This window comes from Streptomyces sp. MAR4 CNX-425 (genome assembly GCF_048656465.1).
Classification (GTDB): domain Bacteria; phylum Actinomycetota; class Actinomycetes; order Streptomycetales; family Streptomycetaceae; genus Streptomyces.
Genome location: NZ_JBMDLF010000009.1, coordinates 67,144 through 91,469, shown reverse-complemented (window position 1 = coordinate 91,469; position 24,326 = coordinate 67,144). Strand labels below are relative to the sequence as shown.

The following is a 24,326-nucleotide window of genomic DNA, read 5'->3' as shown; positions in this document are numbered from 1 at the left end:
GGCCAGAAGACCAGGGCGTCCGCAAGGGCTCCAGGTGACCGAGCACACCCCCGCCCCCGCCGGGCCGCGGGGCGCGGCCGCCGCCGGTGCGGCGGCGCGCGTCCCCGCACCGGCGGGCGGCGGCCCCCGCGCCCGCCGCCCCGGACCGCGGAAGGCGGGGCCGCCCCCGCACTCCGTGCTGCGCGCGCTCCTGCGGGCGCTGCCCGTGGGGCCGTCCGTCGTCCTGATGCTGCTGTTCCTGGCCGGCCCCATCGCGTACTGCGTGTGGATCGCCTTCACCGACCTGCAGCTCTCCGGCCAGGCCGAGTCGTCGTTCGTCGGCCTGGAGAACTTCCGTACCGCCCTCGGCGACGAGGGCTTCATCAACGCCGTCTGGCTGACGCTGGTGTTCACCGTCCTGTCGTCGATCGTCGGCCAGAACACCCTGGGGCTCGCGCTCGCCTCGCTGATGCAGCGCGCCTCGAAGGCGGTACGCACCGCCACCGGCGCGATCGTCATCACCGCCTGGGTGGTGCCCGAGGTCGTCGCCGGCTTCCTGCTCTACGCCTTCTTCCGCGACGACGGCACGCTCAACGCCGTCCTCGACCGGCTCCACCTCCCCAGCCAGAACTGGCTCTACACGCTGCCCATCCTGGCGGTGTCGTTCGCCAACATCTGGCGCGGCACGGCGTTCTCGATGCTCGTCTACTCCGCCGCGCTCTCCGAGATCCCGAAGGAGATCACGGAGGCCGCGGAGGTGGACGGCGCGGGCGGCTGGCGGAAGCTGTGGCACGTCACGCTGCCGATGATCCGCCGCTCGATCGCGACCAACCTGATGCTCAACACCCTGCAGACCCTCTCGGTCTTCGGGCTGATCTGGGCGATGACCCGCGGCGGCCCGGGCGACCGCAGCCAGACGCTGCCACTGTTCATGTACGAGCAGGCGTTCAAGAACAACCTGCTCGGCTACGGCACGGCGGTGGCGCTGCTCCTGCTGCTGGTCGGCGCCCTGTTCTCGCTGGTGTACATGCGGATGCTGCGTACGGAGGTATGAGCCGATGCCCACGTCCACGCGCACCCGCGACGGCGCCGGCGCGCCGGGCCCGAAGTCCCCGGCGCCGCGCCGGCGCGGCCCGCTGCGCACCCTCGCCGGCCGCAAGCACAGCCGGCGGCTGGCCGCGGACCTGAGCCTGCTGCTGGCGGCGCTGGCGTTCCTCCTGCCGCTGGCCTGGCTGCTCTTCTCGTCCGTCGACGCGGACTCGGGCCTGACGGCCAAGCCGCCGACGGACGTCACCTGGGACCACTTCGACGCGGTGATGACCACCGACATCACCTTCCGGCCGCTGCTCAACAGCCTGATCCTGTGCGGCGGGGCGACGGCGGTCACGGTCGTCGCGGCGGCGCTCGCGGCGTACCCGCTGTCGCGCTACCGCTCGCGGTTCAACCGCCCGTTCATGCTGACGATCCTCTTCACCACCAGCCTGCCGATCACCGCCATCATGGTGCCGGTCTACGGGCTGTTCGTGCAGATCAACCTCATCGACACGATGTCCGGCACGGCCTTCTTCCTGGCCAGCTCGCAGCTGCCGTTCGCGATCTGGCTGATGAAGAACTTCATGGACGGGGTGCCGAAGGTGCTGGAGGAGGCCGCCTGGACGGACGGCGCGTCGTCGATGCAGGCGCTGGTGCGGGTCATCCTGCCGCTGATGGGCCCGGGGGTCGTGGTGGTGACGATCTTCTCGTTCATCATGATGTGGGGGAACTTCTTCGTCCCCTTCATGCTGCTGCTCAGCCCCGACCAGATGCCGGCCTCCGTCTCGATCTTCGAGCTGTTCGGCAACATGGGCTCGGTGGTCTACGGGGAACTGGCGGCGTTCTCGATCATCTACTCGGCGCCGGCGGTGCTGCTGTACGTGCTGATCGCCCGCCGGCTCGGCGGCGGCTTCGCGCTGGGCGGCGCGGTGAAGGGCTGACCGGGGCCGGGCCCTGCCCTCCACCGCTGCCGCCGCGCGCACGCGCCCGGCGGGGTCGGCCCGCCGGGCGCGTACGGTACGGCCGCGGTCGGCCGGCGGCGTCAGCCGCCGATGTTGACGTCGACGCAGGCGTAGAAGGCGTTCGCCGTGTCGGCGACGTTCCACACGGCGAGCACCTTCTGTTTGCCGGTGATGCCGCCGAAGTCGACGGTGTGGCTGAACTCGGCGGGCGGCCGGGCGCCGCCGTCGTCGAACTCGGCGACCTTCTGGCCGCCGACGAAGTACTGCCAGGTGCTGGTGCTGTGCCGGGCGGTGATCCTCCAGTTGAACGTCGTGGTGCTCCCGACGTTCGTGACGGCCCAGCCCTTGCTGTCGTCGTCCAGCTCCTTGAAGCCCTCGTTGCCGCCGCTGCAACTGGTCAGGCCCTTCGGGCCCTCGACGCTCTGCGGCTCGTACTGGATGGCGCCGCACTCGACGACGCCCGTCGCGCACTGGTCCTGGCGGCTCGGCGGGTTGGTGATCCAGCCGTGCGCGCCGGCCTGCTGGGTGGGGATGGCGAGAAGGACCAGCGGGGCCGCGCCCGCGCCGACGACCGCCGCCTTGAGGGCCTTGCGGCCCCTGCCGGCGGGCTTCGTACCGCGTCGCATACAACACTCCTTGCGTGGGGGGTAATTGGTCTAGACTTTAGTCATTGGCGGTTCACCGTCAACCCCTGCAACGCACACGCAACTCCCCCGCCCCGCGCCCCACTTCGGCGGAACCTACGGTTGATTACGGACCGCACCACTACCTACGGTGACCGGGTGACGACAAAGGCGCCCGGCTCCGGCGCCGGTCCGCCGGAGCACCCACCCCCTTTCGACCCCGCGGCGGCCCGTCGATTACGCCGCGCCTTAGGGCTCGGCCACGACCACGTCGCGTACGGCATGCGCGCCGCCTACGGCCTGACCGTGCCCGCCACCGCCGTCGCCGACTGGGAGAAGGGCCACGCCCGCCCCACCCGCCCCGAACTCGACGCCCTGGCCGGCGCCCTGTGGTGCACCCCCGCCGACCTCATGGGCTCCCCCACCTCCCTGCACGCCCACCGCCGCGCCCACGGCCTGCCCCTCGACGACGTCGCCCGCCACATCGGCATGGACCCCGCGACGTACCTCAGCGCCGAACAGACCGGCCGCTGGCCCGGCACCGAGTCCCAGGCCACCCGCCTCGCCCACCTCCTCCGCCTCCCCCTCCCGGACCTGATGGACCTCACCGGCCGCAGCGAACCCCTCGCCCGCCACCTCCGCGAGGCGGCCACGACCCGCTGGCAACCCCAACTCCGCCCCGTGGCCCGCCTCACCCGCCTCCCCCGCCGCCCCCTCGAACGCGCCCTGAGCACGCTCCACGAGGAGTACCAGGCCCGCATCGCGGCGGCCCGCAACTGGGGCGAGGACCCGGGCTCGGAGGCCACGGCGGCGGTGGCGGCGTACCTCAAAGAGGTGCTCCCCCGCTTCTGGGAACTCCTCCGCAACTGACCCCTCAGGGCGTTCTTCACCGACCGGTTCGAATGTCGCTACCGTGTACGAAACGGAAGCGGCCGTGCGTACGCCTGGGGGGCGGTACCGGTGGGCACTCGTCCGACGGACTGGCACGTACTCGACCTCGACGACGATCCGACGCCGGGCGATCCGGAGCGGGTGAAGCAGCTCGCCCGGGAGTTGCACGACTTCGCCGACGACGTGGCGGACGCCTTACGCCAGATCAAGGGCATGGCAGGCGAGGACGCCCTTCTTCGCTGGGCGGGGAAGACGGCGAAGGCGTTCCAGGACGAGTTCGAGGAAGTCCCGAAGAACCTGAAGAAGCTCCAGCGTTCGTACGACCTCGCCGGCGACGCGCTCGCCGCGTACTGGCCGAAGCTGGAGCGCGCCCAGTCGCTGGCCGACAAGGCGTTAGCCAAGGGCCGCGAGGCCCGCAACGACCTGACCGCCGCCAGCGGCCGCCTCGACTCGGCGAACTCCTGGGTCGAGCGGGCGACGGAGAAGACGGAGAAGTACGACGAGGCGGAGGGCAAGGAGAAGCCCGACGACTCCGAGGTACGCGCCGCCGCCCGCAACGCCACCGACGCCAAGTCCGCCCAGTCCAGCGCCCAGCGGGCCGTCGACAACGCCCAGGGCGGCCTCGAAGCGGCCAAGAAGATGGCCGCGGACGCGAAGAAGATGCGCGAGGACGCGGCGTCGGAGGCGAAGGACAAGCTGGAGGACGCTCCGACGCGGGCATCCAGAACCGCAAGTGGTGGGAGAAGGCGGTCGACTGGGTCAAGGACAACTGGGACACCATCGTCAGCGTCTGCAAGGTGATCGTCGCCGTCCTGGGCATCGTCGTCCTCATCATCGGCGGCCCCCTGGCCTGGGTCGTCCTCGCCGCCGCCCTGGTGGTGCTGGCCGACACCCTCTACAAGTACATGAACGGCCAAGCCTCCCTCTGGGACGTCGCCTTCGCCGCCCTGGACTGCATCCCCGGCATGAAGGGCCTCACCACCCTCGGCGGCCTCGCCAAGGGCCTCAAAGGCGGCCTGGCAGCCGTCAAGGGCGGTATGAAGGGCATGGCACTCGGCCTCCGCGGCGGTCTTCGCAGGGCCGCCATGGCGATGCGCAAGCGCGTCTGCCTGACCGACCCCGTCGACGTCGTCACCGGCGAAATGGTGATGGCCCAAACCGATGTCGATCTCCCGGCGCTGCTCCCCTGGTTCTCCACAGGGCTCACGTTTCGAGCTTCCGCTCGGGCCGGTGCTTCGGCGGCAGCTGGGCCTCCACCCTCGATCAGCGGCTTGAGATCGACGAGGACAGCGTCACGTTCTTCACCGATGACGGATGGCTCTGCGCTACCCGTGCCGGAGCCCGATGTGCCGGTTCATCCTCTGGTCGGTCCCCGGTGGCCGTTGAGATGGAACGGGCAGCCCGGCGGGGACATCCGCGTGGAGCGTCCGGGAGCCGGGCACACCTTGCGTTTCAGTCCGCTCCCGGAGTCCGCCGTCTCCCGGCCGTCAGACGTTCAGGCGGTGGCACTTCCGCTGCGGTCGATCATCGACCGGAACGGGCAGCGGATCGACTTCGAGCGACTCCCGAACGGCATCCCGGTCGAGGTGCGGCACAGCGGTGGATATCGGATCGGGATCGACGTGACCGGCGACAGGGTGACGAGGCTTCGTCTCCTCAGCGCGCCCGAGCAGCCGGTGCTGATGCGGTACGCCTTTGACCGGAACGGCAATCTCACCGACGTCGTCAACTCGTCGGGGAAACCGTTGCGATACGAGTACGACGACGAACACCGCATCACCGCCTGGGAGGACCGCAACGGCACCCGCTACCGCTACGAGTACGACGCCGCGGGCCGGTGCACGGCATCCCGCGGCACGGACGGCATCCTCGACGCGACGTTCGCCTACGACGACCTCCGGCGGTCGACTTCGGTCACGGATTCTCAGGGGGAATCCGCACATACCGGTTCGACGACCGGTATCGCATCACTCAGGAAGTGGATCCGGTCGGCAACGTGACCCGGCAGGAGTGGGACGCGCAGGACCAGCTCGTTTCGAGAACAGATCCCCTGGACCGCACGACGACGTACGCGTACGACAGCCGGGGAAACCTCGTGGGCTTCACCCGCCCCGACGGCCTCACCAGCACTGCTCGGTACAATCAGCTCGGCCTCGTCACCGCGGTCTCCCACCCGGACGGCAGCCAGTGGTGGCAGGAGTACGACGAGCGCGGAAACCTCACTCTCACGGTCGATCCCCATGGCGATCGTCAGCACTACGTCTACGACGAACGTGGTCACCTCACTCGGACCATCGATGCCCTGGGCGCGGTCACCCGCATAGAGACAGACAGCGCCGGGCTGCCCGTCTCGATCGCGGACCCGCTCAGCCAGGTCACCACGTACCGGCGTGGCCCCACAGGAGCCTTCGAAGAGATCACCGACCCCTCGGAGAAACCACACGTTTCGTCTGGAGCATCGAGGGGAAACTCGTCCGCCGTACCCTACCCGACGGCTCGGCGGAGACCTGGGACTACGACGGTGAGGGCAACCTGATCGAGCATCGCGGTCCGCTCGGCCACGTCACCCGCTTCGAGATCGGCGCTTTCGACGTCGTCGCTGCCCGGACGGACCCCGACGGAACGCGCCTGGAGTTCGTCCACGACACGGAACTGCGGCTCTCCGCCGTCATCAACCAGCAGGGCCACAGCTGGAGATACGAGTACGACCCGGCAGGGCAACTCGTACGCGAGACGGATTTCGACGGCCGGACACTCGCTTACCGCCACGACGCGGCCGGTCAGCTCATCGAGCGCACCAACGGACTCGAAGAGGTCATTCGCTTTGGCTACGACCTTCTGGGCAATGTGGCCGACCAGACATGGGCAGGTTCCGTCACCCGTTTCGACTACGACGCGATGGGGCGGCTCACACGCGCGGTGAATCGCGATGCCCGGACGGACTTCGCCTGGGACGGCGCCCGCGTCGTCGAAGAACTGACGCCGGAGGCGGTGACCGTCTGGGAGTACGCCCCCGGCACACACCGGCCCCTGCTGCAGACCGAGCGCCGCACGTCCGGCGCGGGAGCGACGGCCGAAAGCACCCACCTGGTGGTGACCGACAGGGCGGGCACACCCACGGAGCTGCTCGACCCGGCGGGCGGGATCGCCTGGGAACGCCGCGCCGACCTGTGGGGAGCGCCGCTGCCGGGCGCGGCCACGACCGACGTCCGCTGCCGGCTGGGCTTCCCCGGCCAGTATCTGGACGACGAGTCGGGCCTGTTCTACAACCTGCGCCGCTACTACGACCCGGACTCGGCCGGCTACCTCTCGCCCGACCCGCTGGGCCCGGCCGCAGGACCCAACGACACCGGCTACGCGGGCGATCCGCTGACCGACTCGGACCCGTGGGGTCTGGTGCTGGCACAGTGCATGAGCACCGCGCTCGGGGAAGCGTTCGCCGAGGCGACGCGCCTGAACCGGGCCGGCCGGCCGCCGATCAGTACGGTGTCGGTGGCGCGCATCAGAGGCAGCGACATCGTGGCCACCGGATTCTCCGGCCCCGTGGGCCGTCCGCTGTACATGGAGGACGAGGTCGCGAACGCACTGCGCAACGGCGGCCAGATGGACTGGGACGCGGCGAACTGCGCAGAGATACGCGCGGTGAACAGACTCATCGCCGAGAACGGTCACGAGTTCACGCACCTGGACGACGCGCAGGACATGTTCCGGGAGATAGAGTTCCTGACCGTTGAAGTCCCGTCGGGGCTGCCGAAGGCCGCGTGCCTTTCGTGCCAGAGCGTCCTGGTGCGCAACGGCGCAGAGGATCTGGCACCGACCATGCCCGCCGGATGGAGGTCCCCAGGATGACCGAACTCACTCCTGAAGCACACGAGATGCTGCGGACGGCGGGCTGGCATCCCGGACGGCGAGTGGAGATCGGTGACGTCGTCGCCCATCTGGAGTCCCTCGGGGTCCGGGTGCACACCGCCGCTCGGGACTTCCTCGCCGAGTTCGGTGACCTCCACCTCATCCACGAGCCGTCCGCGGAGATCAAGGGACGGCTCGTCACCAGCTTTACCGATACCGACAACGCGCGGCACATCACCGAGCATGAACACCCGTTCCGCTCCTACGTCGCCGAGGCCACAGGTTCAGCGGTGTGCCCGGTGGCCGGTACGAGCTTCCACGTCTCCGTCTACGTCACCGAGGACGGCCGGTTCTACGGGATCCGGGACGGCGCGGTGTATCTCTTCGGCGACGACACGGCGTCGTTCTTCAACCAGGTGGTCACCGGCCGGAAGCCGCCGCTCTTCGCGGGGTTCGAGTAGCCCGTTCCGCGCCTGCAACCCGCCGCGGGCGGCAGGCATCCGCGAACCAGGCCGGACCATCTTGGCGGCGACAAGGCGTATTCCTTCCGTCGAACGGGCCCGCGGCCGTGTACCGGCTCATGCCGGGGCCTCGGAGGCTCCGTACACTCGTACCCCACCCGGTCTCCGCGGCCCAACTCACCGGCTGGCTGCGCAACGGCGGGTACGCGCAACGTCAAGAAGACAGTTCTGTTCCCCGACCGGCTGCCCACGCCACTGCCCGCGTTCCGCGTGCCCCAGTCCCGTACAACGTGCACTGGAACGGCTGGGCGAAGGAGGGCTTGGCAGACCTTCTCGGCGATGTGGTCCCAGGACCCTGCCTTGACCCGGCACCCACAGCCCTGGGGGTTCCGACGGACGCCGGAACCGGCCACAACGCCAGGAAGGAACGTGCCTCGTGATCCTCCCGAAAGTCCGGGATCCCCGGTTCGTCACCATCCGCCGTGGGGGCACCCTCACCGACGCCGACCACCACCTCCTCGCCCTCTGGGCCGCCTCCTGCGCGGAGCACGTCCTCGGGCACTTCGAGTCCGTCCGGCCCGGGGATTCGCGGCCGCGGGAGGCGGTCGCGCACGCGCGGGCCTGGGCGCGCGGCGAGGTCCGGATGATGGTGGCCCGCGCGGCGGGTGGGCATGCCATGGGGGCGGCACGGGAGTTGCGCGGGGCGGCGCGGCATGCGGCGTACGCCGCGGGGCAGGCCGCGGTCGTCGCCCACGTCGCCGCGCACGAACTCGGCGCCGCCGCGTACGCGATCAAGGCGGTGCGGGCCGCCGCGCCGCCGGGCGAGAGCGAGGCCGCGGGGCGGCGTGTGTGCCGGTGGCAGCGTGAGCGGCTGCCGGCGGCGATCCGCGCGCTCGTGCTCGACGACCAGCGGCTGCGCAACGACATCTGCTGGTCGGTCTTCGACTGCTGAACCGCCGATGGTGCGAAACTGGGCACCGACCGGCCGCACCGCGTCACCGGAGGTTCCGACGGACACCGAACTGGCCGACGCCGTCGGCGAGACCATACACACCGCCCGCCTCGACCTGCTCCCGCTGCGCGTCGAGCACGCCGACGAGATGGCCGGCGTGCTCGGCGACCCCGCGCTCTACGAGTTCACCGGCGGCGCGCCGCCCTCGCTCGGCGAGCTGCGGACGCGCTACGCGCGGCTGGCCGCCGGGGCGCCCGGGGGCGGGACGGTCTGGGGCAACTGGGTGCTGCGCGTACGGGCGGACGGGGCGCTCGGCGGGTACGTGCAGGTGACGATCCGGGAGGCGGTCGCCGAGGTCGCCTGGGTGGTGGGGACCCCGTGGCAGGGGCGGGGCCTCGCCGGGGAGGCGGCACGCGGGCTGGTCGCCAGGCTGGGGCGGCTGCCGCTGCGGGCCGTCGTCGCGCACGTCCACCCCGACCACCGCGCCTCCGCCGCCGTCGCGGCCTCCGCCGGGCTGGTGCGTACGGACCTCGTCCACGACGACGAGGCCGTCTGGCGCCTCGACCTCCCCGGACCGCGGCCCGGCCGGACCTAGCGGCCGATCTCGTCCAGCTCCGCGAAGTCCTCGTCGGAGAGCCGGAGCCCCGCCCCGGCGGCGTTCTCGCGCAGGTGCGCCACCTTCGACGTACCGGGGATGAGCAGGATGTTCGGCGACCGCCGCAGCAGCCACGCCAGGGCGACCGACTTCGGCGTCGCGCCCAGCCGGGCGGCCACCGCGGACAGCGCCGCGGACCGCAGCGGGGTGAAGCCGCCGAGCGGGAAGAAGGGCACGTAGGCGATGCCCGCGGCGGCGAGGTCGTCGATCAGGTCGTCGTCCTGCCGGTGGGCGAGGTGGTACATGTTCTGTACGCACACCACCGGCGCGATCGTCCGTGCCTCGGCGACCTGTTCGGCGGTCGCGTTGCTCACCCCGAGGTGCCGGATCAGCCCCTCCTCCCGGAGCGCGGCGAGGGTCTCGAAGGGCTCGGCGAGCGAGCCGGGCAGCGGGCCGGTGGCGTCGCCGAGCCGGAGGTTGACGGTGTCGAGCACGTCGAGGCCCAGGTCGTCGAGGTTTTCGCGGACGGCGCGGCGCAGGTCCTCGGGGCGGCGGGCGGGCGGCCAGCCGCCCTGCGGGTCGCGGACGGCGCCGACCTTGGTGACGAGGTGCAGCGACGCGGGGTAGGGGTGGAGCGCCTCGCGGATCAGCTGGTTGGTGACGCGCGGGCCGTACGCGCCGGCGGTGTCGATGTGCGTGATCCCGAGGGCGACGGTCTCGCGGAGGACGGCGAGCGCGCCGTCGCGGTCGGCGGGCGGGCCCATGACGCCGGGGCCGGCGAGCTGCATGGCGCCGTAGCCGAAGCGGGTGACGGTCAGGTCGCCGAGGGGGTGGGTGCCGCCGGGGAGCGGCGTGGCGGGGGTGGTCATGGTGGTGCCTTCGCTGTCGGTGCGGGTGGCCGGTGCCGTCGATGGTTGCCCGCCGGTGTGCGCCGTATCCAATACCGGGACGGTGACCTGTCATACCCGGCGGGTATCAGTGGCGTACGCTGGGGTCATGGAGCCCCTGGAGACCCGTGAGCTGCGGTATTTCGTCGCCGTCGCCGAGGAGCTGCACTTCGGCCGCGCGGCCGTCCGCCTCGGCATGGCCCAGCCGCCACTGTCCCGGGCGGTGCAGCGGCTCGAACGGCGCCTCGGCGTCCGCCTGCTGGAACGCGACCGCCGCGGCGTCGCGCTGACGGAGGCCGGGGAGATGCTGCTGCACGAGGGCCGCGCCGCCCTCGACGCGGCCACCGCCGCCGCCCGCCGCACCCGCCGCGCGGGCGGCGCGGACGACGCGGACGGGACGGGCGGAGCGGGCGGGGCAGGCGGGTCCGGCGGGCCCCGTCACCGGCTGGTGCTGGCGGTGAAGGCCGCCGCGTCCCACGAACTGCTGCACAAACTCCTCGACGCCTACGCCGCCGAGCCGGACGCCGCCGACGTCGAGGTGCTGCCGAGCGGCACGTGCGAACAGGGCGAGATGCTGCGCGACGGCCGCGCCGACGTGGCGCTGATGCACGCGCCGTTCAACTCCCTCGCCGGTTTCGACAGCGAGGAGCTGCTCACCGAGGGCCAGATCGCCATCCTGCCCACCGCGCACCCCCTGGCCGCGCGTACGAGCCTCACCCTCGCCGACGTACGCGACATCCCCGGCCTGCCGCTCGCCCGCTGGTCCCGCGACGACGCGCACGCGCCCGGCCCGGGGCCCCTGATCCACGACCAGACGCAGCTGGCGCAGCTCATCGCCCTCGGCCGTACGGTGGCCGTCTTCCCCGACTCCGCCCGCGCCTGGCTGTGGGCGGAGCACACCGCCGTCCCGCTGACCGACGCGCCGCCGGTGGTCACGCACATCGCGTGGCCGGCGCACAGCCGCTCGCTCGCGCTGGCGCGGCTGGTCCGTACGGCCACGGGGCTGTAACGCCGCAGCCTCCGGCTACGTACCGCCGCTACTCCTCCACCTGCGCCCGCTGCCACGCCAGGTAGTCCGCCACCACCTCCGGCGGGTTCGCCGCCGCCGTACGCGGGATCTGGTCCTCCGGGTCGTCCATGTCGAACAGCACCACCGGCACCCGCCGCCCCAGCACCTCCTCCACCCGGCCCGTCTCGTGCAGATGCCGGGCCACGTGCACGCAGTCCTCGGCGAAGTCCGCGCACAGCGCGTCGAACACCGCCTCCCACCGCTCCGAGAACTGCTCCTCGTCCTCGAACCACAGCCCCTTCGCCGCCGCCTCGGCCCGGTGCAGCGCGGTGCCCACCGGGTCCTCGGGCACGTGGCCGACGCGCTCGAAGCCGTCCAGGATCCAGTACGCGTACGACCAGCGCACCTCGCCGTCCGGGTCCATCCCGCCGCGGGACCGCTCGCACTCGCGGCGGATCTGCGACTCGGTGTTGTAGCCGATGTCCACGTACGGGTAGCGGGCGTCCTGGTCCACGCGGTAGAGCGACAGGGCGACGACGTAGATCTCGGGCCGCAGCTCCTCCGGGAACGTGTCCAGGATCCGGTACGCCTCCTGCTTCAAGTGCTGCCGGAACGTCATGCCCTCCCCGCCCTTCCCAGCCGCCACGGCCGCCACGGGCCTCATCATGCCCCGCCGGTCCGGCGCCCGACAGGTCAGCGCACGACCGACTGGATCTCCTGCACGTCGAGTTCCTGCGTGGCCTCGACGATCCCGGTGGGCAGCGGCTCGTCCTCGGTGCCGTCGGAGGCGCTCCAGGAGACCTTCCAGGTGACGGAGGCGGTGAAGTCGTAGGGACCGGTGCTCGCGGAGGAGCGCAGGTACGTCACGCCGCACGGCGGGAGCTTGTCGGCGTCACCCCTGCGGTACGGCGTGCCGACGGCACCGTCGTCGCCCATTCCGCACTCGCCGCCGTCCGGATGCAGCTCGGCGTCCTCGGTACCGGGATCGATGGTCAACGAGACCGGGGTGGCCGTCGTCTCCGCCCACATGCCGAGCGCGGGGATCTCGGCCCGCACCGACACCGGCTGGAACTCGGCGCCGTCCAGCCACACCCAGGTGGGCAGGTTGACGGTCTGCTCGCCCTCGGGCCGCAACTCCGCCTCGGTGTCGGGCACGACCATCCGCTCGTACGCGAGCTCGGCGAGCATCGCCGGGTCGATGGCCTCCTCCGCCACCCAGTCGGGCGGGGGCTCGCCGTTGTCGACCCAGAAGGGGACCTCGTTGCACGCGTCGCGGAGAGCGCTGTCCTCCTCGGCCGGGTTCGGAACACCCGCCCAGAACATGCCCTCCCCGTCCTTCTTCACGTTCCAGTTCTGGAAGCCGGGATGGTTGGGCCAGCTGTAGCCGTCTTCGTAGTGGTCGAGCAGCTGCTGCAGGGCGTTCCCGGCATGGCCGGGCATGCCCGGCACCGCCATCTGCTCCTCGATGGACTTCTCGGTGACCCGCTTGAAGTCCTTGGCGCCCAGGTACGGGGCGTACCAGCAAGGTGGCGGATCCCATGCGACCGTCGTCGGGGAGAGGTTCCCGGGCTCCTGGCCGTCCTCCTCGACGGCGCCCTTGAAGGCGATGCCGCCGCCGGTCCTGGCCCAGATCTCCTGGTCATCGGCGCCGGCTCCGGTCTCCGGGTCCGTGATGACGTCCGCGTGTCCCGGAGTGCCCGCCGCCAGGACGAGACCGACCCCCACGAGGATCGATAACCCGGCCGTCGCCCTCCTGCCTCCTACCTGCACTGTGTTGCCTCCCCCTCGACATCGACGCTGGTGGCCTGCCAGATGTCGTCTCGGCCCGGGTACTTGCCCATCACGACCTGGTAGTACAGATAGCTGGAGTCGCTCTCCTCGGTGCGGTGGACCTTCCCCGTCTCGACGTCCTTGCTGTACATCTCCGACTGGTTGGCACAGAACGAGAATGCGACAGCGCTCGCATGCGCTTCCCGCTCAAGCCGGTAGAAGCGCTGCGTGCCGGTCACGGTGACGCCTGCGTCGAGGCTCTGCTCGACCTGGTCCTGTGCGTACGTCAACGCCTGGTCACGGGCGTAGAACTGGGCTGCCGGATCCGCGGACGACTGTTCCGTGACACCGCGGAAGACGCTGCGCAGGAAGTTCTGCGCGTCACGCTGCGCGACGACCTCGTCCGGCTTCGTCGCCTCGCCCCACTCGAAGACCAGCTTCACGTCCTCCGGCAGCGACACATCCGGCGCATCCGCCGGCGCCTCGGCCCCTGCGCCCGGGGTCTCCGACTCCGGCTTGTCCGACGCGGTGTCCTTCGCGCCCTCGATCTGCTCCGTCCCACCGTCGTCGCCCGAGTCGGAGTCCCCGCAGGCGGTGAGCGTCAGCGCGGCGGCCGTCGCGAGCGCGGCGGCCGTCAGGGCGGTGCGTGTACGCATGGCAAGAAGCTCCCGGTCGGTCATCGGGAACAACCGGCGCCGGTACGCGGGCCGTTGTCCCCCGGTGGCGAACTGTGCACGGCACGTTACCGAACCGACCGCCGGGGGTTAAGGATGACCGGGTGACCGCTGCGTCACGGTGTTGACACAGTCCGCGGCCAGACCGGCCACCGCCACCGCCACCGCCACCGCCGTCCTCTCAGAACACGACCTCCGCCTCGTCCATCCGGTCCGCCGGTACCCGCTTCAGCTCCCGCGTCGCCTCCGCCAGCGGCGCCATCACGATGTCCGTGCCGCGCAGCGCCGTCATCTGGCCGAAGTCGCCGCGGTGCACCGCCTCCACCGCGTGCCATCCGAAGCGGGTCGCCAGCACGCGGTCGTACGCCGTGGGCGTGCCGCCGCGCTGGACGTGGCCGAGGATGACGGGCTTGGCCTCCTTGCCGAGGCGGCGTTCCAGTTCGCCGGCGAGGCGGTTGCCGATGCCGGTGAAGCGCTCGTGGCCGTACTGGTCGATCTCGCCCTTCTGGTACTCCATCGTGCCCTCCGCCGGGTGGGCGCCCTCGGCGACGCAGATGACGGCGAACTTCTTCTGCCGGTCGAAGCGCTCCTCGACCATCTTGCAGAGGTTGCCGATGTCGAAGGGCCGCTCCGGCAGGCAGATGCCGTGCGCGCCGCCGGCCATGCCGGACTCCAGGGCGATCCAGCCCGCGTGCCGGCCCATGACCTCGACGACCATGACACGCTGGTGGGACTCGGCGGTGGTCTTCAGCCGGTCCATCGCCTCGGTGGCCACGCCGACGGCGGTGTCGAAGCCGAAGGTGCGGTCGGTGGCGGAGATGTCGTTGTCGATCGTCTTGGGTACGCCGACGACGGGCATCCCGGCGTCGGCGAGCATCGCCGACGCGGTGAGGGTGCCTTCGCCGCCGATCGGGATGAGCGCGTCGAGGGCCAGCTCGCGGCTGAGCTCCTCGGTGTTCTCACAGGCTTCGCGGAGCCGGTCGCGCTCCAGCCGGGACGAGCCCAGGACGGTGCCGCCGCGGGCGAGGATGCCGCTGACGGCGTTGAGGTCCAGTTTGTGGTAGCGGCCGTCGAGCAGACCTTTGAAGCCGTCCTCGAACCCGATCACCTCGTCGCCGTGACCGGCCACGGCCCGGTGGACCACCGACCTGATCACCGCGTTCAGGCCGGGGCAGTCTCCGCCCGCCGTGAGTACTCCGATGCGCATGTCTCTCCAGCTCGAATTCAGTCGCATGCATGCTCGAAGCCGATTCTCCCATGCCCCGGGAGTCACTCGCCCGAACGGCCGGTTAACCCTGAGTCACACCCGGCGGTCACCGGGCCGTCACACCGGCCGCGGCACCGGCCACCGCGCCGGTCGTCCCGCCGGTGTGGCCGGGGCCGTTCCGCCCGGCCTCGCCGCGCGGCCGTCACCGGCCCGGCGGTATGGTCGGACGGAACCGCGACGGATGGAGAGCAGGAGTGGCCCGCAGCGTCTACGTCGCCGGCATCGGCCGCGGGGACGGCCGCCAGGTCGTCGAGCTGGGCATGATGGAGCTGCTCTCCCGCCAGGTCGACCGGGTCGGGGTCTTCCGTCCGCTGGCCCACGCCGGCCCCGACGCCCCCGACCCCGTCTTCGACCTGCTCCGCGCCCGCTACCGGCTGAGCCAGCCGCGCGCCGGCGTGCTCGGCACGACGTACGAGACGGCCTCCGCGCTCCAGGCCGAGGAGGGGACGGACGCGCTGGTCGCCCGGCTGGTGGGGCGGTTCCACGAGATCGCCGCCGACTACGAGGCCGTGCTGATCCTCGGCACGGACCACGCCGACACCAACATCCCCGCGGAGCTGGCCCTCAACGCCCGTCTCGCGAACGAGTGCGGCGCCGCCGTGCTCCCCGTCGTGGGCGGTGCCGCGCAGTCCGCGGACTCCGTGGTCGCCGAGGTCCGCAACGCCCACGACGCCTACGCCGCCCTCGGCTGCGACGTGCTGGCGATGGTCGCCAACCGCGTCGCCCCGGCCGCCGCCGCGCAGGTCCGGCAGGCCGCCGGCGAGGTGGGCCTGCCCGCCCCGGTGTACGTCCTTCCCGAGGACGCCGGCCTCGCCGCGCCGACCGTCGCGCAGATACGGGACGCGCTCGGCGCCGGGCTGCTCGCGGGGGACGCCGGCGGGCTGGCCCGGGACGTACGCGACTTCGTCTTCGGCGGTGCGATGCTGCCCGCGTTCCTGCCGGCGCTGAGCGAGGGCTGTCTGGTCATCACGCCCGGCGACCGCGCGGACCTCGTCATCGGCGCGCTCGCCGCGCACTCGGCGGGCTCGCCCGCCCTCGCGGGGGTGCTGCTGACGCTGGACGAGCGGCCGGGCCCGGACATCCTGGCGCTGGCCGAGCGGCTGGCGCCGGGGACGCCGCTGCTCACGGTGGCCGAGGGCTCGTTCCCGACCGCCGCCGCGCTGGTCGGGCTGCGCGGCGAGCTGAACGCCGCGACGCCGCGCAAGGCGGACATCGCCCTCGGCCTGTTCGAGTCGCACGTGGACTCGGCGCAGCTCACCGGGCGGCTGTCGGTGGCGGCGAGCGGGCGCGTGACGCCGATGATGTTCGAGCACATGCTCATCGAGCGGGCGCAGGGCGACCGCCGGCACGTGGTGCTGCCGGAGGGCACGGAGGAGCGGGTGCTGCTGGCGGCGGAGGTGCTGGTACGCCGCGGGGTGTGCGATCTCACGCTCCTCGGCGAGGAGCAGACGATCCGCAAACGCGCGGCGGAGCTGGGGCTGAGCCTGCCGCTGCTGGGCGCGGACGCGCCCGCGGCGCCGCCCGGCGGCGCGGCCGCGGCGCCGTCGGCGCGCATCACGGACCCGCGGGTCTCGCCGCTGCGCGAGAGCTTCGCCGAGCTGTACGCGCAGTACCGCGCGCACCGCGGGGTCAGCGTGGACATGGCGTACGACATCGTCGGCGACGTCAACTACTTCGGCACCCTGATGGTCCAGCAGGGCCTCGCGGACGCGATGGTCTCGGGCGCGGCGCACTCGACGGCGGCGACCGTCCGCCCGGCCTTCGAGGTGATCAAGACGGCCCCGGGGGCGGCGATCGTCTCGTCCGTCTTCTTCATGTGCCTGGCGGACCGCGTCCTGGTGTACGGGGACTGCGCGGTCAACCCCGATCCGGACGCCGAGCAGCTCGCGGACATCGCCATCCAGTCGGCGGCGACGGCCGCGCAGTTCGGCGTCGAGCCGCGGCTGGCGATGCTGTCGTACTCCACCGGCACCTCCGGCTCCGGCTCGGGCGTCGACAAGGTGCGGCGGGCGACCGAGCTGGTACGGACCCGCCGGCCGGATCTGGAGGTGGCGGGCCCGATCCAGTACGACGCGGCGGTGGACGCGACCGTCGCCGCCGCCAAGATGCCGGACTCGCGGGTCGCCGGGCAGGCCACGGTGCTGGTCTTCCCCGACCTCAACACCGGCAACAACACGTACAAGGCGGTGCAGCGCACGGCCGGCGCGGTCGCCGTGGGGCCGGTGCTCCAGGGGCTCAACAAGCCGGTGAACGACCTGTCCCGGGGCGCGCTCGTCCAGGACATCATCAACACGGTGGCGATCACCGCCGTCCAGGCGCAGGGCCGCCGCCGGTGACCGCGGCCGCCCCGACCCGGGTCCTCGTGCTCAACTCCGGCTCGTCCTCGCTGAAGTACCAGCTCATCGACATGGCCGGACCGGTCCCCGGGACCGACCGCCCCGCCCGCGGCATCGTCGAGCGGATCGGCGAGCCGCGGGCCCGCGGCGGGGTGCCGGACCACGCGGCGGCGCTGCGCGCCGTGGGCGACGAGCTGGCCGCCGCCGGGCACGGGCTGGACTCGCCGGACCTGCTGGCCATCGGCCACCGCGCCGTCCACGGCGGCACCCGCTTCACCGAGCCGGTCCTCGTCGACGACGGCGTGCTGGCGGAGATGGAGAAGCTCGTCCCGCTCGCCCCGCTGCACAATCCGGCGAACATCGCCGGCATCCGCGTCGCCCGCGAGCTGCGCCCCGACCTGCCGCAGGTCGCCGTCTTCGACACCGCCTTCCACGCCACCCTCCCCGAGCACGCCTGGCGCTACGCCCTCGACCCGGCCGTCGCCGACCCGTACGCGATCCGCCGCTACGGCTTCCACGGCACCTCCCACGCCTACGTCTCCCGGACCGCGGCGCGGCTGCTCGGCCGCGACCCGGCGGACCCGGCGGACCTCGCGGGGTTCCACGTGATCGTGCTGCACCTCGGCAACGGCGCCAGCGTCTCCGCGGTCGCCGGCGGCCGGTGCGTGGAGACGTCGATGGGGATGACCCCGTTGGAGGGCCTGGTGATGGGTACCCGCAGCGGGGACCTCGACCCGGCGGTGGTCTTCCACCTCGCCCGGGAGGCGGGCATGGACACCGACGCGATCGACACCCTGCTGAACAAGCGCAGCGGGCTGGCCGGCCTCTGCGGCGACAACGACATGAGGGAGATCGGCCGCCGGATGGCCGAGGGCGACGAGCGGGCCCGGCTGGCGTTCGACGTGTACGTGCACCGGATCCGCAAGTACGTCGGCGCGTACACCGCCGTGCTGGGCCGGGTGGACGCGATCGCGTTCACCGCCGGCGTCGGGGAGAACTCCGCCGCCGTCCGGGAGGCGTCGATGCGGGGGCTGGAGGCCTTCGGCGTCGAGCTGGACTCCGTACGCAACGCGGTGCGCGGCGACGCGCCCCGCGTGGTCTCCGCGCCCGGCTCGCGGACGGCGGTGGCCGTGGTGCCCACCGACGAGGAGCTGGAGATCGCCACCCAGACCCGCGACCTGGTCGGCGAGCGCGGGTTGTCGCTTCCTCCACCGTAATAATTCCGGTTGCGAACAAACCGATAGGATGCCGCCATGCGCCGAGCGAAAATCGTCTGCACCCTGGGCCCCGCCGTCGACTCCTTCGAACAGCTCAAAGCGCTGATCGAGGCGGGTATGACCGTGGCCCGCTTCAACATGAGCCACGGCACCCAGGCCGAGCACCAGGAGCGCTACGACCGGCTGCGCAAGGCCGCCGAGGAGACCGGGCGGCCCATCGGCGTGCTGGCCGACCTCCAGGGCCCGAAGATCCGGCTGGAGACCTTCGCCGAGGGCCCGGTGGAGCTGGTGCGCGGGGACGAGTTCACCATCACCACCGAGGACGTGCCCGGCGACCGGACGGTCTGCGGCACCACGTACAAGGGCCTGCCCGCGGACGTCTCCCCCGGCGAGCGCATCCTCGTCAACGACGGCGCGGTGGCGCTGGAGGTGCTGGAGGTGCGCGGCCCCGAGGTGCGCACGATGGTCATCGAGGGCGGCGTGGTCTCCGACCACAAGGGCATCAACCTGCCGGGCGTGGCGGTGAACGTGCCGGCGCTGTCCGAGAAGGACGTCGACGACCTGCGCTTCGCGCTGCGGATGGGCTGCGACATGGTCGCGCTCTCCTTCGTGCGCGACGCGCGCGACGTCGGCGACGTGCACCGGATCATGGACGAGGCCGGCCGGCGGGTGCCGGTGATCGCGAAGGTCGAGAAGCCGCAGGCGATCGACCACATGGAGGAGATCGTCCTCGCCTTCGACGGCGTGATGGTGGCCCGCGGCGACCTGGCCGTGGAGTACCCGCTGGAGAAGGTCCCGATGGTGCAGAAGCGGCTGATCGAGATGTGCCGCCGCAACGCCAAGCCGGTGATCGTCGCGACCCAGATGATGGAGTCGATGATCAACGCGTCGCGGCCGACGCGCGCCGAGGCGTCCGACGTCGCGAACGCGATCCTCGACGGCACGGACGCGGTGATGCTGTCGGCGGAGTCGTCGGTCGGCAAGTACCCGATCGAGACGGTCAAGACGATGTCGCGGATCGTCACGGCCGCCGAGGACGAGCTGCTCTCGCGCGGGCTGCAACCGCTGGTGCCGGGCAAGAAGCCGCGTACGCAGGGCGGGTCGGTGGCCCGCGCGGCGTGCGAGATCGCGGACTTCCTGGGCGCCGCGGCGCTGGCGGCGTTCACCCAGTCCGGGGACACCGCGCGGCGGCTGTCCCGCTACCGGGCCTGCCAGCCGATCGTCGCCTTCACCACCGAGGAGAGCACGCGCAACCAGCTCTGTCTGAGCTGGGGCGTGGAGCCGGTGCTCGTCCCGCACGTGGACAACACCGACGCGATGGTGGACCTGGTGGACGCCGAGCTGCTGAAGCTGGGCCGCTTCCGCGAGGGCGACACGATGGTCATGACCGCCGGGTCGCCGCCCGGGGTGCCGGGCACCACGAACATGGTGCGCGTGCACCACCTGGGCGGCGAGCGCTGAGCGGCGTGCGGCGCTGAGCCTGCCCCCGGGCGCTACTCGATGGTGTTCTGCAGGCCGGGCACGGTGAGGGTGCCGCCGAACTGACCGGCCTGGGTCACCTGTACGTCGGTGAAGAACGCGAACGGCAGGTCCAGCGGCGGCGGGCTCTCGGGGCTGAACGTCAGCGGGATCAGCCCGAAGAGGTTGCCCTTCAGCTCCTCGGTGTACATGGTCACCGTGCCGTCGCGGATGGTGGACGTGCTGCCCTTGTCGGCCCGTACGTGCGAGGTGTGCGTGCCGGGGCCGACGACGGTCTGGTGCAGGTCGCGGATGTCCACCCCGTCGGTGGCGGTGTACTTCAGCACCTTCTTGACCGCGCCGCTGTAGGTCTTCACCTCGACGATGCCGTGGTACTTCAGGCCCTTGAGGGTGAGCTTGGTGCTCTCCAGCCGCCAGGGCTCGTCGGGCAGCAGCGGCACGCCGGGCTCCAGCTCGGCGTTCGCGAGGGCCTCGGGGTCGGCGGTCGGGCAGGGGAAGGGCTCCTTGCCGCCGGCGCCCGCGGCGTCCTCCCCGGCGGCGCCGGTGTCCGGCGTCTCCCCTCCCCCTGCGTCCTCGGCGGTGTCCTTGACCTTGTCGTCCAGCTCTTCCACGGTGGCGCCGGCCTCGTCGGCGGCGTCGCGGATGGCCTTCTCGGTCTCGCTCCGCTCCTCGCCCGCGCCGGAGCCGGAGTCGCCGCCGGAGCCGTCCGGGGCGGAGCCGGAGTCCGCGGAGCCGTCCGACGACTTGGGCTCGGGCTCGGCTTCGGTTTCGGGCTCGGCTTCGGGCTCGTCCGGGTCGACGAGGTCGCCCAGCTTGTCGCCGAGGCCCAGCGGGTCGTACCAGGGGTTCGACTCGGACGGCGAGGGCTCCGCCTGCTCCGGGTCCTCGGCACCGGCGTCGGACCCGCCGCCCGAGCCGGACCCCGAGCCCGAGCCGTCCGCGTCGCCGCCGTCCGGCGACTCCGTCGGCCCGCCCGCCGTCGCCGACGGGCTCGGCGACGGCTCCGCGTCCGGCTCCGCCGACTCCCCGGCGTCCGGCGTGCCTTCGCCGTCCGCCGCGCCGTCCTTCTCCCCGGTCTCCCCGGTCCCGGCGCTCTCCCCGCTCTCGTCGTCCTTCGGCTCGTCCGACTGCTCCGCGCACGGCCCCGGCCGCCAGCGGTCGGCCGGATCGTCCTCGGCGATCGCCGGCCGCGAGGTGAGCCCGAGGCCCAGGAAGACCGCGGTGGGCATGGCGGCCAGGGCCATCACCTTGCCCGCCGGCACCCGGCCGAGCAGCGGCCGCCGCGGGGCGGCGTGCCGCGGTCCGGGGCGTACCGGGGACGTGTGGTCAGCCGGCCGCACGGTGCCTCCCGCCGCCCAGGTCCTCCAGCACGTCCACGCCGGGCCCGCCGGAGTCCGCTCTGCCGCCGGGCCGCTTCCCGTCCGGCGCGTCGCCGGCTTGATCGGCGTCGGCGTCGGCCTCGGCGGCATCGGCGTCGGCGTGCACGTCAGCGGCCCCGGAGGCTCCGGATGCCCCGGCGTCGTCGGCCGGCGGGCCGCCCGGCGCCCACGACACGGCCAGCGCGCCGCCGATCATCGACAGCAGGAAACCCACCAGCAGCCCGCCGAAGTTGGACACCGGTATCGACACCAGGGCCAGCACGATGGAGGCGACGCCGGCGAACACCCGGACGACGCCGTGGAACCACATGGTCAGCCCGAGCGTCACCAGCAGCACGCCGATGATCAGGCCGCCGGCCCCCGCCTGCGTGGCCATCTGCAGGCTGAGGTTGCCGAGCTTGATGTTGTAGTACGGCAGCGCGCCGATCGGCACGCCGCCCGCGATGGTCAGCAGGCCCGCCCAGAACGGACGGGAGCCGCGCCAGGCGCGGAATCGCAGCCGCCACGTGTTGAGGCGGTGCAGCAGGTCCGGCAACTCGGCGCTCATGATGACAGCTCCCCGGTACGGCAGTGCGGCTTACGTCAGAGGGGGCGGTGGCGGGGAGCGGTGGACGCCTCCCCGCCGGCCGGGTGCCTGGTCAGAAGCACTCTTCAACGCCCTTGTGCAGCTTCATGCTGAGGCCGCTCAGCTTGAAGGTGCCCGCGCTGGTGGCCCAGGCGGTCTGCTTCACGTCGGTGAGGATGGCCTTGTCGGCCTCCTGCGCGAACCCGTTGGGGTTCGCCTTGTCGCCCTTGCCGATGCCCGGTCCCTTGGTGCTGGCCCCGGCGGCCACGCCGATGTTGATGTTCTTGAACGTCGCGTCGGCGTCGAGCTGCGCGATGTCGATGTAGAGGTTCTTGGCCTCCACCGGCTCGTCGCCGCCCGCCTTGAGCACCAGGCTGACCGAGCCGATGAGCGGGACGTCCGGCGTGACGACGGACTGGCACATGTCCTCGATCTTCGCCTTCTTGAACGCGGATATCGCCACCGGCCGGGTGGCCTCGTCGCCGTTGAGGTCGTGACCGCTGTCGACGCCACCGTACTGGACGAACCCGGTGCCCTCCAGGCGGCCGGCCGTGACCTTGAACTCCTGGCCCGACACGCTGAACGACGCCGCCAGCGCGCCCTGGCTGAGCGCGACGCCGATCGCGGCGGTCGCCGCCAGGCTCGGCACCATGACCACGGCGAACCGCTTCCACCTGGTCCCACCACGTGCCTGGGACTCCATGCCTCTCCTCCTTCTCGGACGTACGTCCTGGGCCCGTGGACCGGTCCTCGGGAAGCGAGGGAGATCCGCACACGCGCGGCGGCACGGCTCTGCGGTCCGGGGAAACGGGCGGCGGACGCGCTACGTCGAAGGGGGTGATCACCCCCGAGCGACTCGTTGTCCGGACAGGCGCCGCCCCGCGCAGACGCTCCGCGGGAGACGGGGAACCCCCCTGTCCGGATGGCGATCGTGGTCCATCGGAAGGGGGGCGCACAAGGGGTTCGTTACCAACGAGTAACGCGCGGGTGGCGCAGATCCGGCCATGTTGGCCGGATCCTGCACCCTGGGTCGCCGCTTATCGCGGCCGTACTCCACGAGAAAGCACGACAAAGGCGGCCATCCGGCGGCGCCCGAGTTACTGCGAGTAACAGCCCTGCCCACAGTCAATTTTTGGCAAAGCGGCCGGGGCTGTCACTCTCCGTCGGGCCCCGGTTCCGGCCCGGTGCCGGACCCGGTGCCGAGCCGGTTCAGAACAGCACGCGGGCCAGCGCCTGCCGCCCCGCCACCACCCGCGGGTCGTCGCCGCCCACGACCTCGAACAGCTCCAGCAGCCGCACCCGCGCGGCCTGCCGGTCCTCGCCCGCGGTCCGCGCCACCGTGTCGACCAGGCGGCCGAACGCGTCCTCGACGTGCCCGCCCACCAGGTCCAGGTCGGCGACCCGGATCTGCGCCTGCACGTCCGTGGGGGCGTCCGCCGCCTCCTTGCGCACGGCGGCGGCGTCGAGCCCCTCGACCCGCCGCAGCAACTCCGCCTGCGCCAGGCCCAGCTTGGCCTCCACGTTGCCCGGGTCGTCGGACAGCACGTTCTGGTACGCCTGGATGGCGCCGCCCAGGTCGCCCCGGTCCAGCGCGTCGCCGGCCGCCGCCAGCGCGCTGTCGTACGGGCCCGCCGGCTCCTCCGGCGCCTGAAGCCCGTCCGCGGCCTCGGCTTCCGGGGCGTCGGCGGCGTCCCCGGCCACCGGCTGCCCGACGATGCCGAACTGCTGCTCGGCGACCTTGATCAGCTCGTCCAGCACCTGCCGGATCTGCGGCTCGGGCGCGGCGCCCTGGAACAGCGGGATGGCCTGCCCGCCGACGACGGCGAACACCGCGGGGATGGACTGGACACCGAACTGCTGGAAGAGCATCTGGTTGGCGTCGACGTCGATCTTGGCCAGCACGAACCGGCCGGCGTAGTCCTGCGCCAGCCGCTCCAGCAGCGGGCCGAGCTGCTTGCAGGGCTGGCACCACTCGGCCCAGAAGTCGATGACGACCGGGACCGCGGTGGAGCGCTCCAGGACGTCCTGCTGGAAGCCGGCCTCGTCGACGTCGATGACCAGCCCGCCGGCGCCCGGCGCGGGCACACCGTCCCGGGCGGCCTGGGCGCGCGCCGCCTCCGCCTTCTCCTTGGCCTCGGCGGCCGCCTTCACCGCGGCCAGGTCGACCGCTCCGCTCATAGACATGTTGCGTGGCTGCATACGCCCTATCCTCCCCCCTTCGCGCGGCTCGTTGAACGGACGGGCTGCGGATGGCTCGGTGAACCCGCCCGGAAGGGTTCGTCCCGGGCGGGTTCGGGTGCAGCGGAAAGCACCGGCCGCTCGGGGGTGACTTACGCTACGAGTCGTAGCGTAAACCATGGAGCGCCCCCCGGAGAAGCGGGGCGGCGAAGGGATAAGGT

The 24,326-nt window shown here is 72.2% G+C and carries 24 protein-coding genes; 14 read left to right on the top strand and 10 right to left on the bottom strand.

The genetic code is table 11. The annotated features are described in order from the left end of the window. Positions 1 to 226 precede the first annotated feature (226 nt). A complete protein-coding gene (locus tag ACHZ99_RS24060) occupies positions 227 to 1,033 on the top strand; it encodes a carbohydrate ABC transporter permease (protein WP_420307001.1) in 807 nt (268 codons plus the stop codon). 4 nt (positions 1,034 to 1,037) lie between these two features. After that, on the top strand, positions 1,038 to 1,952 hold the full coding sequence (locus tag ACHZ99_RS24055; RefSeq protein ID WP_420306810.1) for a carbohydrate ABC transporter permease: 915 nt from the start codon (positions 1,038 to 1,040) through the stop codon (positions 1,950 to 1,952). A 101-nt stretch (positions 1,953 to 2,053) separates the two neighbouring features. Here ACHZ99_RS24055 and ACHZ99_RS24050 read toward each other — a convergent pair whose 3' ends face one another. Next, on the bottom strand, positions 2,054 to 2,599 hold the full coding sequence (locus ACHZ99_RS24050; protein ID WP_420306809.1) for a lytic polysaccharide monooxygenase auxiliary activity family 9 protein: 546 nt from the start codon (positions 2,597 to 2,599) through the stop codon (positions 2,054 to 2,056). A gap of 156 nt (positions 2,600 to 2,755) precedes the next feature. Here ACHZ99_RS24050 and ACHZ99_RS24045 point away from each other — a divergent pair, with 156 nt between their 5' ends. The 8 genes from ACHZ99_RS24045 to ACHZ99_RS24010 all read left to right on the top strand — a co-directional run bounded on the left by ACHZ99_RS24045 (position 2,756) and on the right by ACHZ99_RS24010 (position 9,344). Beyond that, entirely contained in the window at positions 2,756 to 3,466 is a 711-nt protein-coding gene (locus tag ACHZ99_RS24045; RefSeq protein WP_420306808.1) for a helix-turn-helix domain-containing protein, read from the top strand. 90 nt (positions 3,467 to 3,556) lie between these two features. Continuing rightward, a complete protein-coding gene (locus ACHZ99_RS24040; protein WP_420306806.1) occupies positions 3,557 to 4,288 on the top strand; it encodes a putative T7SS-secreted protein in 732 nt (243 codons plus the stop codon). Then, positions 4,221 to 5,186: a DUF6531 domain-containing protein gene (locus ACHZ99_RS24035; RefSeq protein ID WP_420307000.1), complete on the top strand. Its 966-nt coding sequence runs from the start codon at positions 4,221 to 4,223 to the stop codon at positions 5,184 to 5,186. Before ACHZ99_RS24040 ends, ACHZ99_RS24035 begins: the two co-directional genes overlap by 68 nt. Before the next feature lie 297 nt (positions 5,187 to 5,483). Next, positions 5,484 to 6,023: a hypothetical protein gene (locus ACHZ99_RS24030; protein WP_420306805.1), complete on the top strand. Its 540-nt coding sequence runs from the start codon at positions 5,484 to 5,486 to the stop codon at positions 6,021 to 6,023. A gap of 311 nt (positions 6,024 to 6,334) precedes the next feature. Then, positions 6,335 to 7,336 (top strand): RHS repeat domain-containing protein, encoded by a 1,002-nt coding sequence (locus ACHZ99_RS24025; protein ID WP_420306804.1) that lies wholly within the window; start codon positions 6,335 to 6,337, stop codon positions 7,334 to 7,336. Then, on the top strand, positions 7,333 to 7,797 hold the full coding sequence (locus ACHZ99_RS24020; RefSeq protein WP_420306803.1) for an SUKH-3 domain-containing protein: 465 nt from the start codon (positions 7,333 to 7,335) through the stop codon (positions 7,795 to 7,797). Before ACHZ99_RS24025 ends, ACHZ99_RS24020 begins: the two co-directional genes overlap by 4 nt. Positions 7,798 to 8,233: 436 nt before the next feature. Continuing rightward, positions 8,234 to 8,749: a putative immunity protein gene (locus ACHZ99_RS24015; protein ID WP_420306802.1), complete on the top strand. Its 516-nt coding sequence runs from the start codon at positions 8,234 to 8,236 to the stop codon at positions 8,747 to 8,749. A gap of 7 nt (positions 8,750 to 8,756) precedes the next feature. After that, positions 8,757 to 9,344: a GNAT family N-acetyltransferase gene (locus ACHZ99_RS24010; RefSeq protein ID WP_420306801.1), complete on the top strand. Its 588-nt coding sequence runs from the start codon at positions 8,757 to 8,759 to the stop codon at positions 9,342 to 9,344. On the opposite strand, the gene ACHZ99_RS24005 is transcribed toward ACHZ99_RS24010, so the two are convergent. Further along, complete coding sequence (locus ACHZ99_RS24005) at positions 9,341 to 10,213, bottom strand: oxidoreductase (RefSeq protein ID WP_420306800.1); 873 nt, start codon at positions 10,211 to 10,213, stop codon at positions 9,341 to 9,343. The genes ACHZ99_RS24010 and ACHZ99_RS24005 overlap by 4 nt on opposite strands. Positions 10,214 to 10,340: 127 nt before the next feature. Here ACHZ99_RS24005 and ACHZ99_RS24000 point away from each other — a divergent pair, with 127 nt between their 5' ends. Further along, positions 10,341 to 11,240, top strand: a complete 900-nt coding sequence (locus ACHZ99_RS24000) for a LysR family transcriptional regulator (protein WP_420306799.1) — start codon at positions 10,341 to 10,343, stop codon at positions 11,238 to 11,240. A 28-nt stretch (positions 11,241 to 11,268) separates the two neighbouring features. Here the strand turns inward: ACHZ99_RS24000 and ACHZ99_RS23995 are convergent, their stop codons facing one another. From ACHZ99_RS23995 to ACHZ99_RS23980, 4 genes are all read right to left on the bottom strand, one after another. Continuing rightward, positions 11,269 to 11,895: a hypothetical protein gene (locus ACHZ99_RS23995; protein WP_420306798.1), complete on the bottom strand. Its 627-nt coding sequence runs from the start codon at positions 11,893 to 11,895 to the stop codon at positions 11,269 to 11,271. 38 nt (positions 11,896 to 11,933) lie between these two features. Continuing rightward, positions 11,934 to 12,965 (bottom strand): hypothetical protein, encoded by a 1,032-nt coding sequence (locus ACHZ99_RS23990; protein WP_420306797.1) that lies wholly within the window; start codon positions 12,963 to 12,965, stop codon positions 11,934 to 11,936. 35 nt (positions 12,966 to 13,000) lie between these two features. Beyond that, positions 13,001 to 13,666, bottom strand: a complete 666-nt coding sequence (locus ACHZ99_RS23985; protein ID WP_420306796.1) for a hypothetical protein — start codon at positions 13,664 to 13,666, stop codon at positions 13,001 to 13,003. Positions 13,667 to 13,865: 199 nt separating this feature from the next. Further along, positions 13,866 to 14,891 (bottom strand): 6-phosphofructokinase, encoded by a 1,026-nt coding sequence (locus tag ACHZ99_RS23980; RefSeq protein WP_420306795.1) that lies wholly within the window; start codon positions 14,889 to 14,891, stop codon positions 13,866 to 13,868. A 254-nt stretch (positions 14,892 to 15,145) separates the two neighbouring features. Between ACHZ99_RS23980 and pta the strand changes: the two genes are divergently transcribed. From pta to pyk, 3 genes are read left to right on the top strand one after another with little or no spacing between them, the layout of a single operon-like run. Continuing rightward, positions 15,146 to 17,287 (top strand): phosphate acetyltransferase, encoded by a 2,142-nt coding sequence (gene pta, locus ACHZ99_RS23975; RefSeq protein ID WP_420306794.1) that lies wholly within the window; start codon positions 15,146 to 15,148, stop codon positions 17,285 to 17,287. Further along, positions 17,284 to 18,504 (top strand): acetate/propionate family kinase, encoded by a 1,221-nt coding sequence (locus ACHZ99_RS23970; RefSeq protein ID WP_420306793.1) that lies wholly within the window; start codon positions 17,284 to 17,286, stop codon positions 18,502 to 18,504. The genes pta and ACHZ99_RS23970 overlap by 4 nt, the downstream gene beginning before the upstream one ends. Before the next feature lie 36 nt (positions 18,505 to 18,540). After that, positions 18,541 to 19,965, top strand: coding sequence for a pyruvate kinase (pyk, locus tag ACHZ99_RS23965; protein ID WP_420306792.1), 1,425 nt, complete (start codon positions 18,541 to 18,543; stop codon positions 19,963 to 19,965). A 32-nt stretch (positions 19,966 to 19,997) separates the two neighbouring features. Here the strand turns inward: pyk and ACHZ99_RS23960 are convergent, their stop codons facing one another. The 4 genes from ACHZ99_RS23960 to ACHZ99_RS23945 all read right to left on the bottom strand — a co-directional run bounded on the left by ACHZ99_RS23960 (position 19,998) and on the right by ACHZ99_RS23945 (position 24,126). Continuing rightward, positions 19,998 to 21,323, bottom strand: coding sequence for a hypothetical protein (locus ACHZ99_RS23960; protein ID WP_420306791.1), 1,326 nt, complete (start codon positions 21,321 to 21,323; stop codon positions 19,998 to 20,000). Next, positions 21,310 to 21,909, bottom strand: a complete 600-nt coding sequence (locus ACHZ99_RS23955) for a DUF6114 domain-containing protein (RefSeq protein ID WP_420306790.1) — start codon at positions 21,907 to 21,909, stop codon at positions 21,310 to 21,312. The genes ACHZ99_RS23960 and ACHZ99_RS23955 overlap by 14 nt, the downstream gene beginning before the upstream one ends. A gap of 91 nt (positions 21,910 to 22,000) precedes the next feature. Continuing rightward, complete coding sequence (locus ACHZ99_RS23950; RefSeq protein ID WP_420306789.1) at positions 22,001 to 22,630, bottom strand: DUF6230 family protein; 630 nt, start codon at positions 22,628 to 22,630, stop codon at positions 22,001 to 22,003. 506 nt (positions 22,631 to 23,136) lie between these two features. Then, positions 23,137 to 24,126, bottom strand: a complete 990-nt coding sequence (locus ACHZ99_RS23945) for a tetratricopeptide repeat protein (RefSeq protein WP_420306788.1) — start codon at positions 24,124 to 24,126, stop codon at positions 23,137 to 23,139. Positions 24,127 to 24,326: the final 200 nt, after the last annotated feature.

What these genes read in the sequence shown, in the direction of transcription:
- ACHZ99_RS24005 (WP_420306800.1), bottom strand. Translation starts at nt 10,213, where the DNA reads ATGACCACCCCCGCCACGCCGCTCCCCGGCGGCACCCACCCCCTCGGC.
- ACHZ99_RS24020 (WP_420306803.1), top strand. Translation starts at nt 7,333, where the DNA reads ATGACCGAACTCACTCCTGAAGCACACGAGATGCTGCGGACGGCGGGC.
- ACHZ99_RS24010 (WP_420306801.1), top strand. Translation starts at nt 8,757, where the DNA reads ATGGTGCGAAACTGGGCACCGACCGGCCGCACCGCGTCACCGGAGGTT.
- ACHZ99_RS24060 (WP_420307001.1), top strand. Translation starts at nt 227, where the DNA reads ATGCTGCTGTTCCTGGCCGGCCCCATCGCGTACTGCGTGTGGATCGCC.
- ACHZ99_RS24050 (WP_420306809.1), bottom strand. Translation starts at nt 2,599, where the DNA reads ATGCGACGCGGTACGAAGCCCGCCGGCAGGGGCCGCAAGGCCCTCAAG.
- pyk (WP_420306792.1), top strand. Translation starts at nt 18,541, where the DNA reads ATGCGCCGAGCGAAAATCGTCTGCACCCTGGGCCCCGCCGTCGACTCC.
- ACHZ99_RS23945 (WP_420306788.1), bottom strand. Translation starts at nt 24,126, where the DNA reads ATGCAGCCACGCAACATGTCTATGAGCGGAGCGGTCGACCTGGCCGCG.
- ACHZ99_RS24055 (WP_420306810.1), top strand. Translation starts at nt 1,038, where the DNA reads ATGCCCACGTCCACGCGCACCCGCGACGGCGCCGGCGCGCCGGGCCCG.
- ACHZ99_RS23980 (WP_420306795.1), bottom strand. Translation starts at nt 14,891, where the DNA reads ATGCGCATCGGAGTACTCACGGCGGGCGGAGACTGCCCCGGCCTGAAC.
- ACHZ99_RS23985 (WP_420306796.1), bottom strand. Translation starts at nt 13,666, where the DNA reads ATGCGTACACGCACCGCCCTGACGGCCGCCGCGCTCGCGACGGCCGCC.
- ACHZ99_RS24000 (WP_420306799.1), top strand. Translation starts at nt 10,341, where the DNA reads ATGGAGCCCCTGGAGACCCGTGAGCTGCGGTATTTCGTCGCCGTCGCC.
- ACHZ99_RS23950 (WP_420306789.1), bottom strand. Translation starts at nt 22,630, where the DNA reads ATGGAGTCCCAGGCACGTGGTGGGACCAGGTGGAAGCGGTTCGCCGTG.
- ACHZ99_RS23955 (WP_420306790.1), bottom strand. Translation starts at nt 21,909, where the DNA reads ATGAGCGCCGAGTTGCCGGACCTGCTGCACCGCCTCAACACGTGGCGG.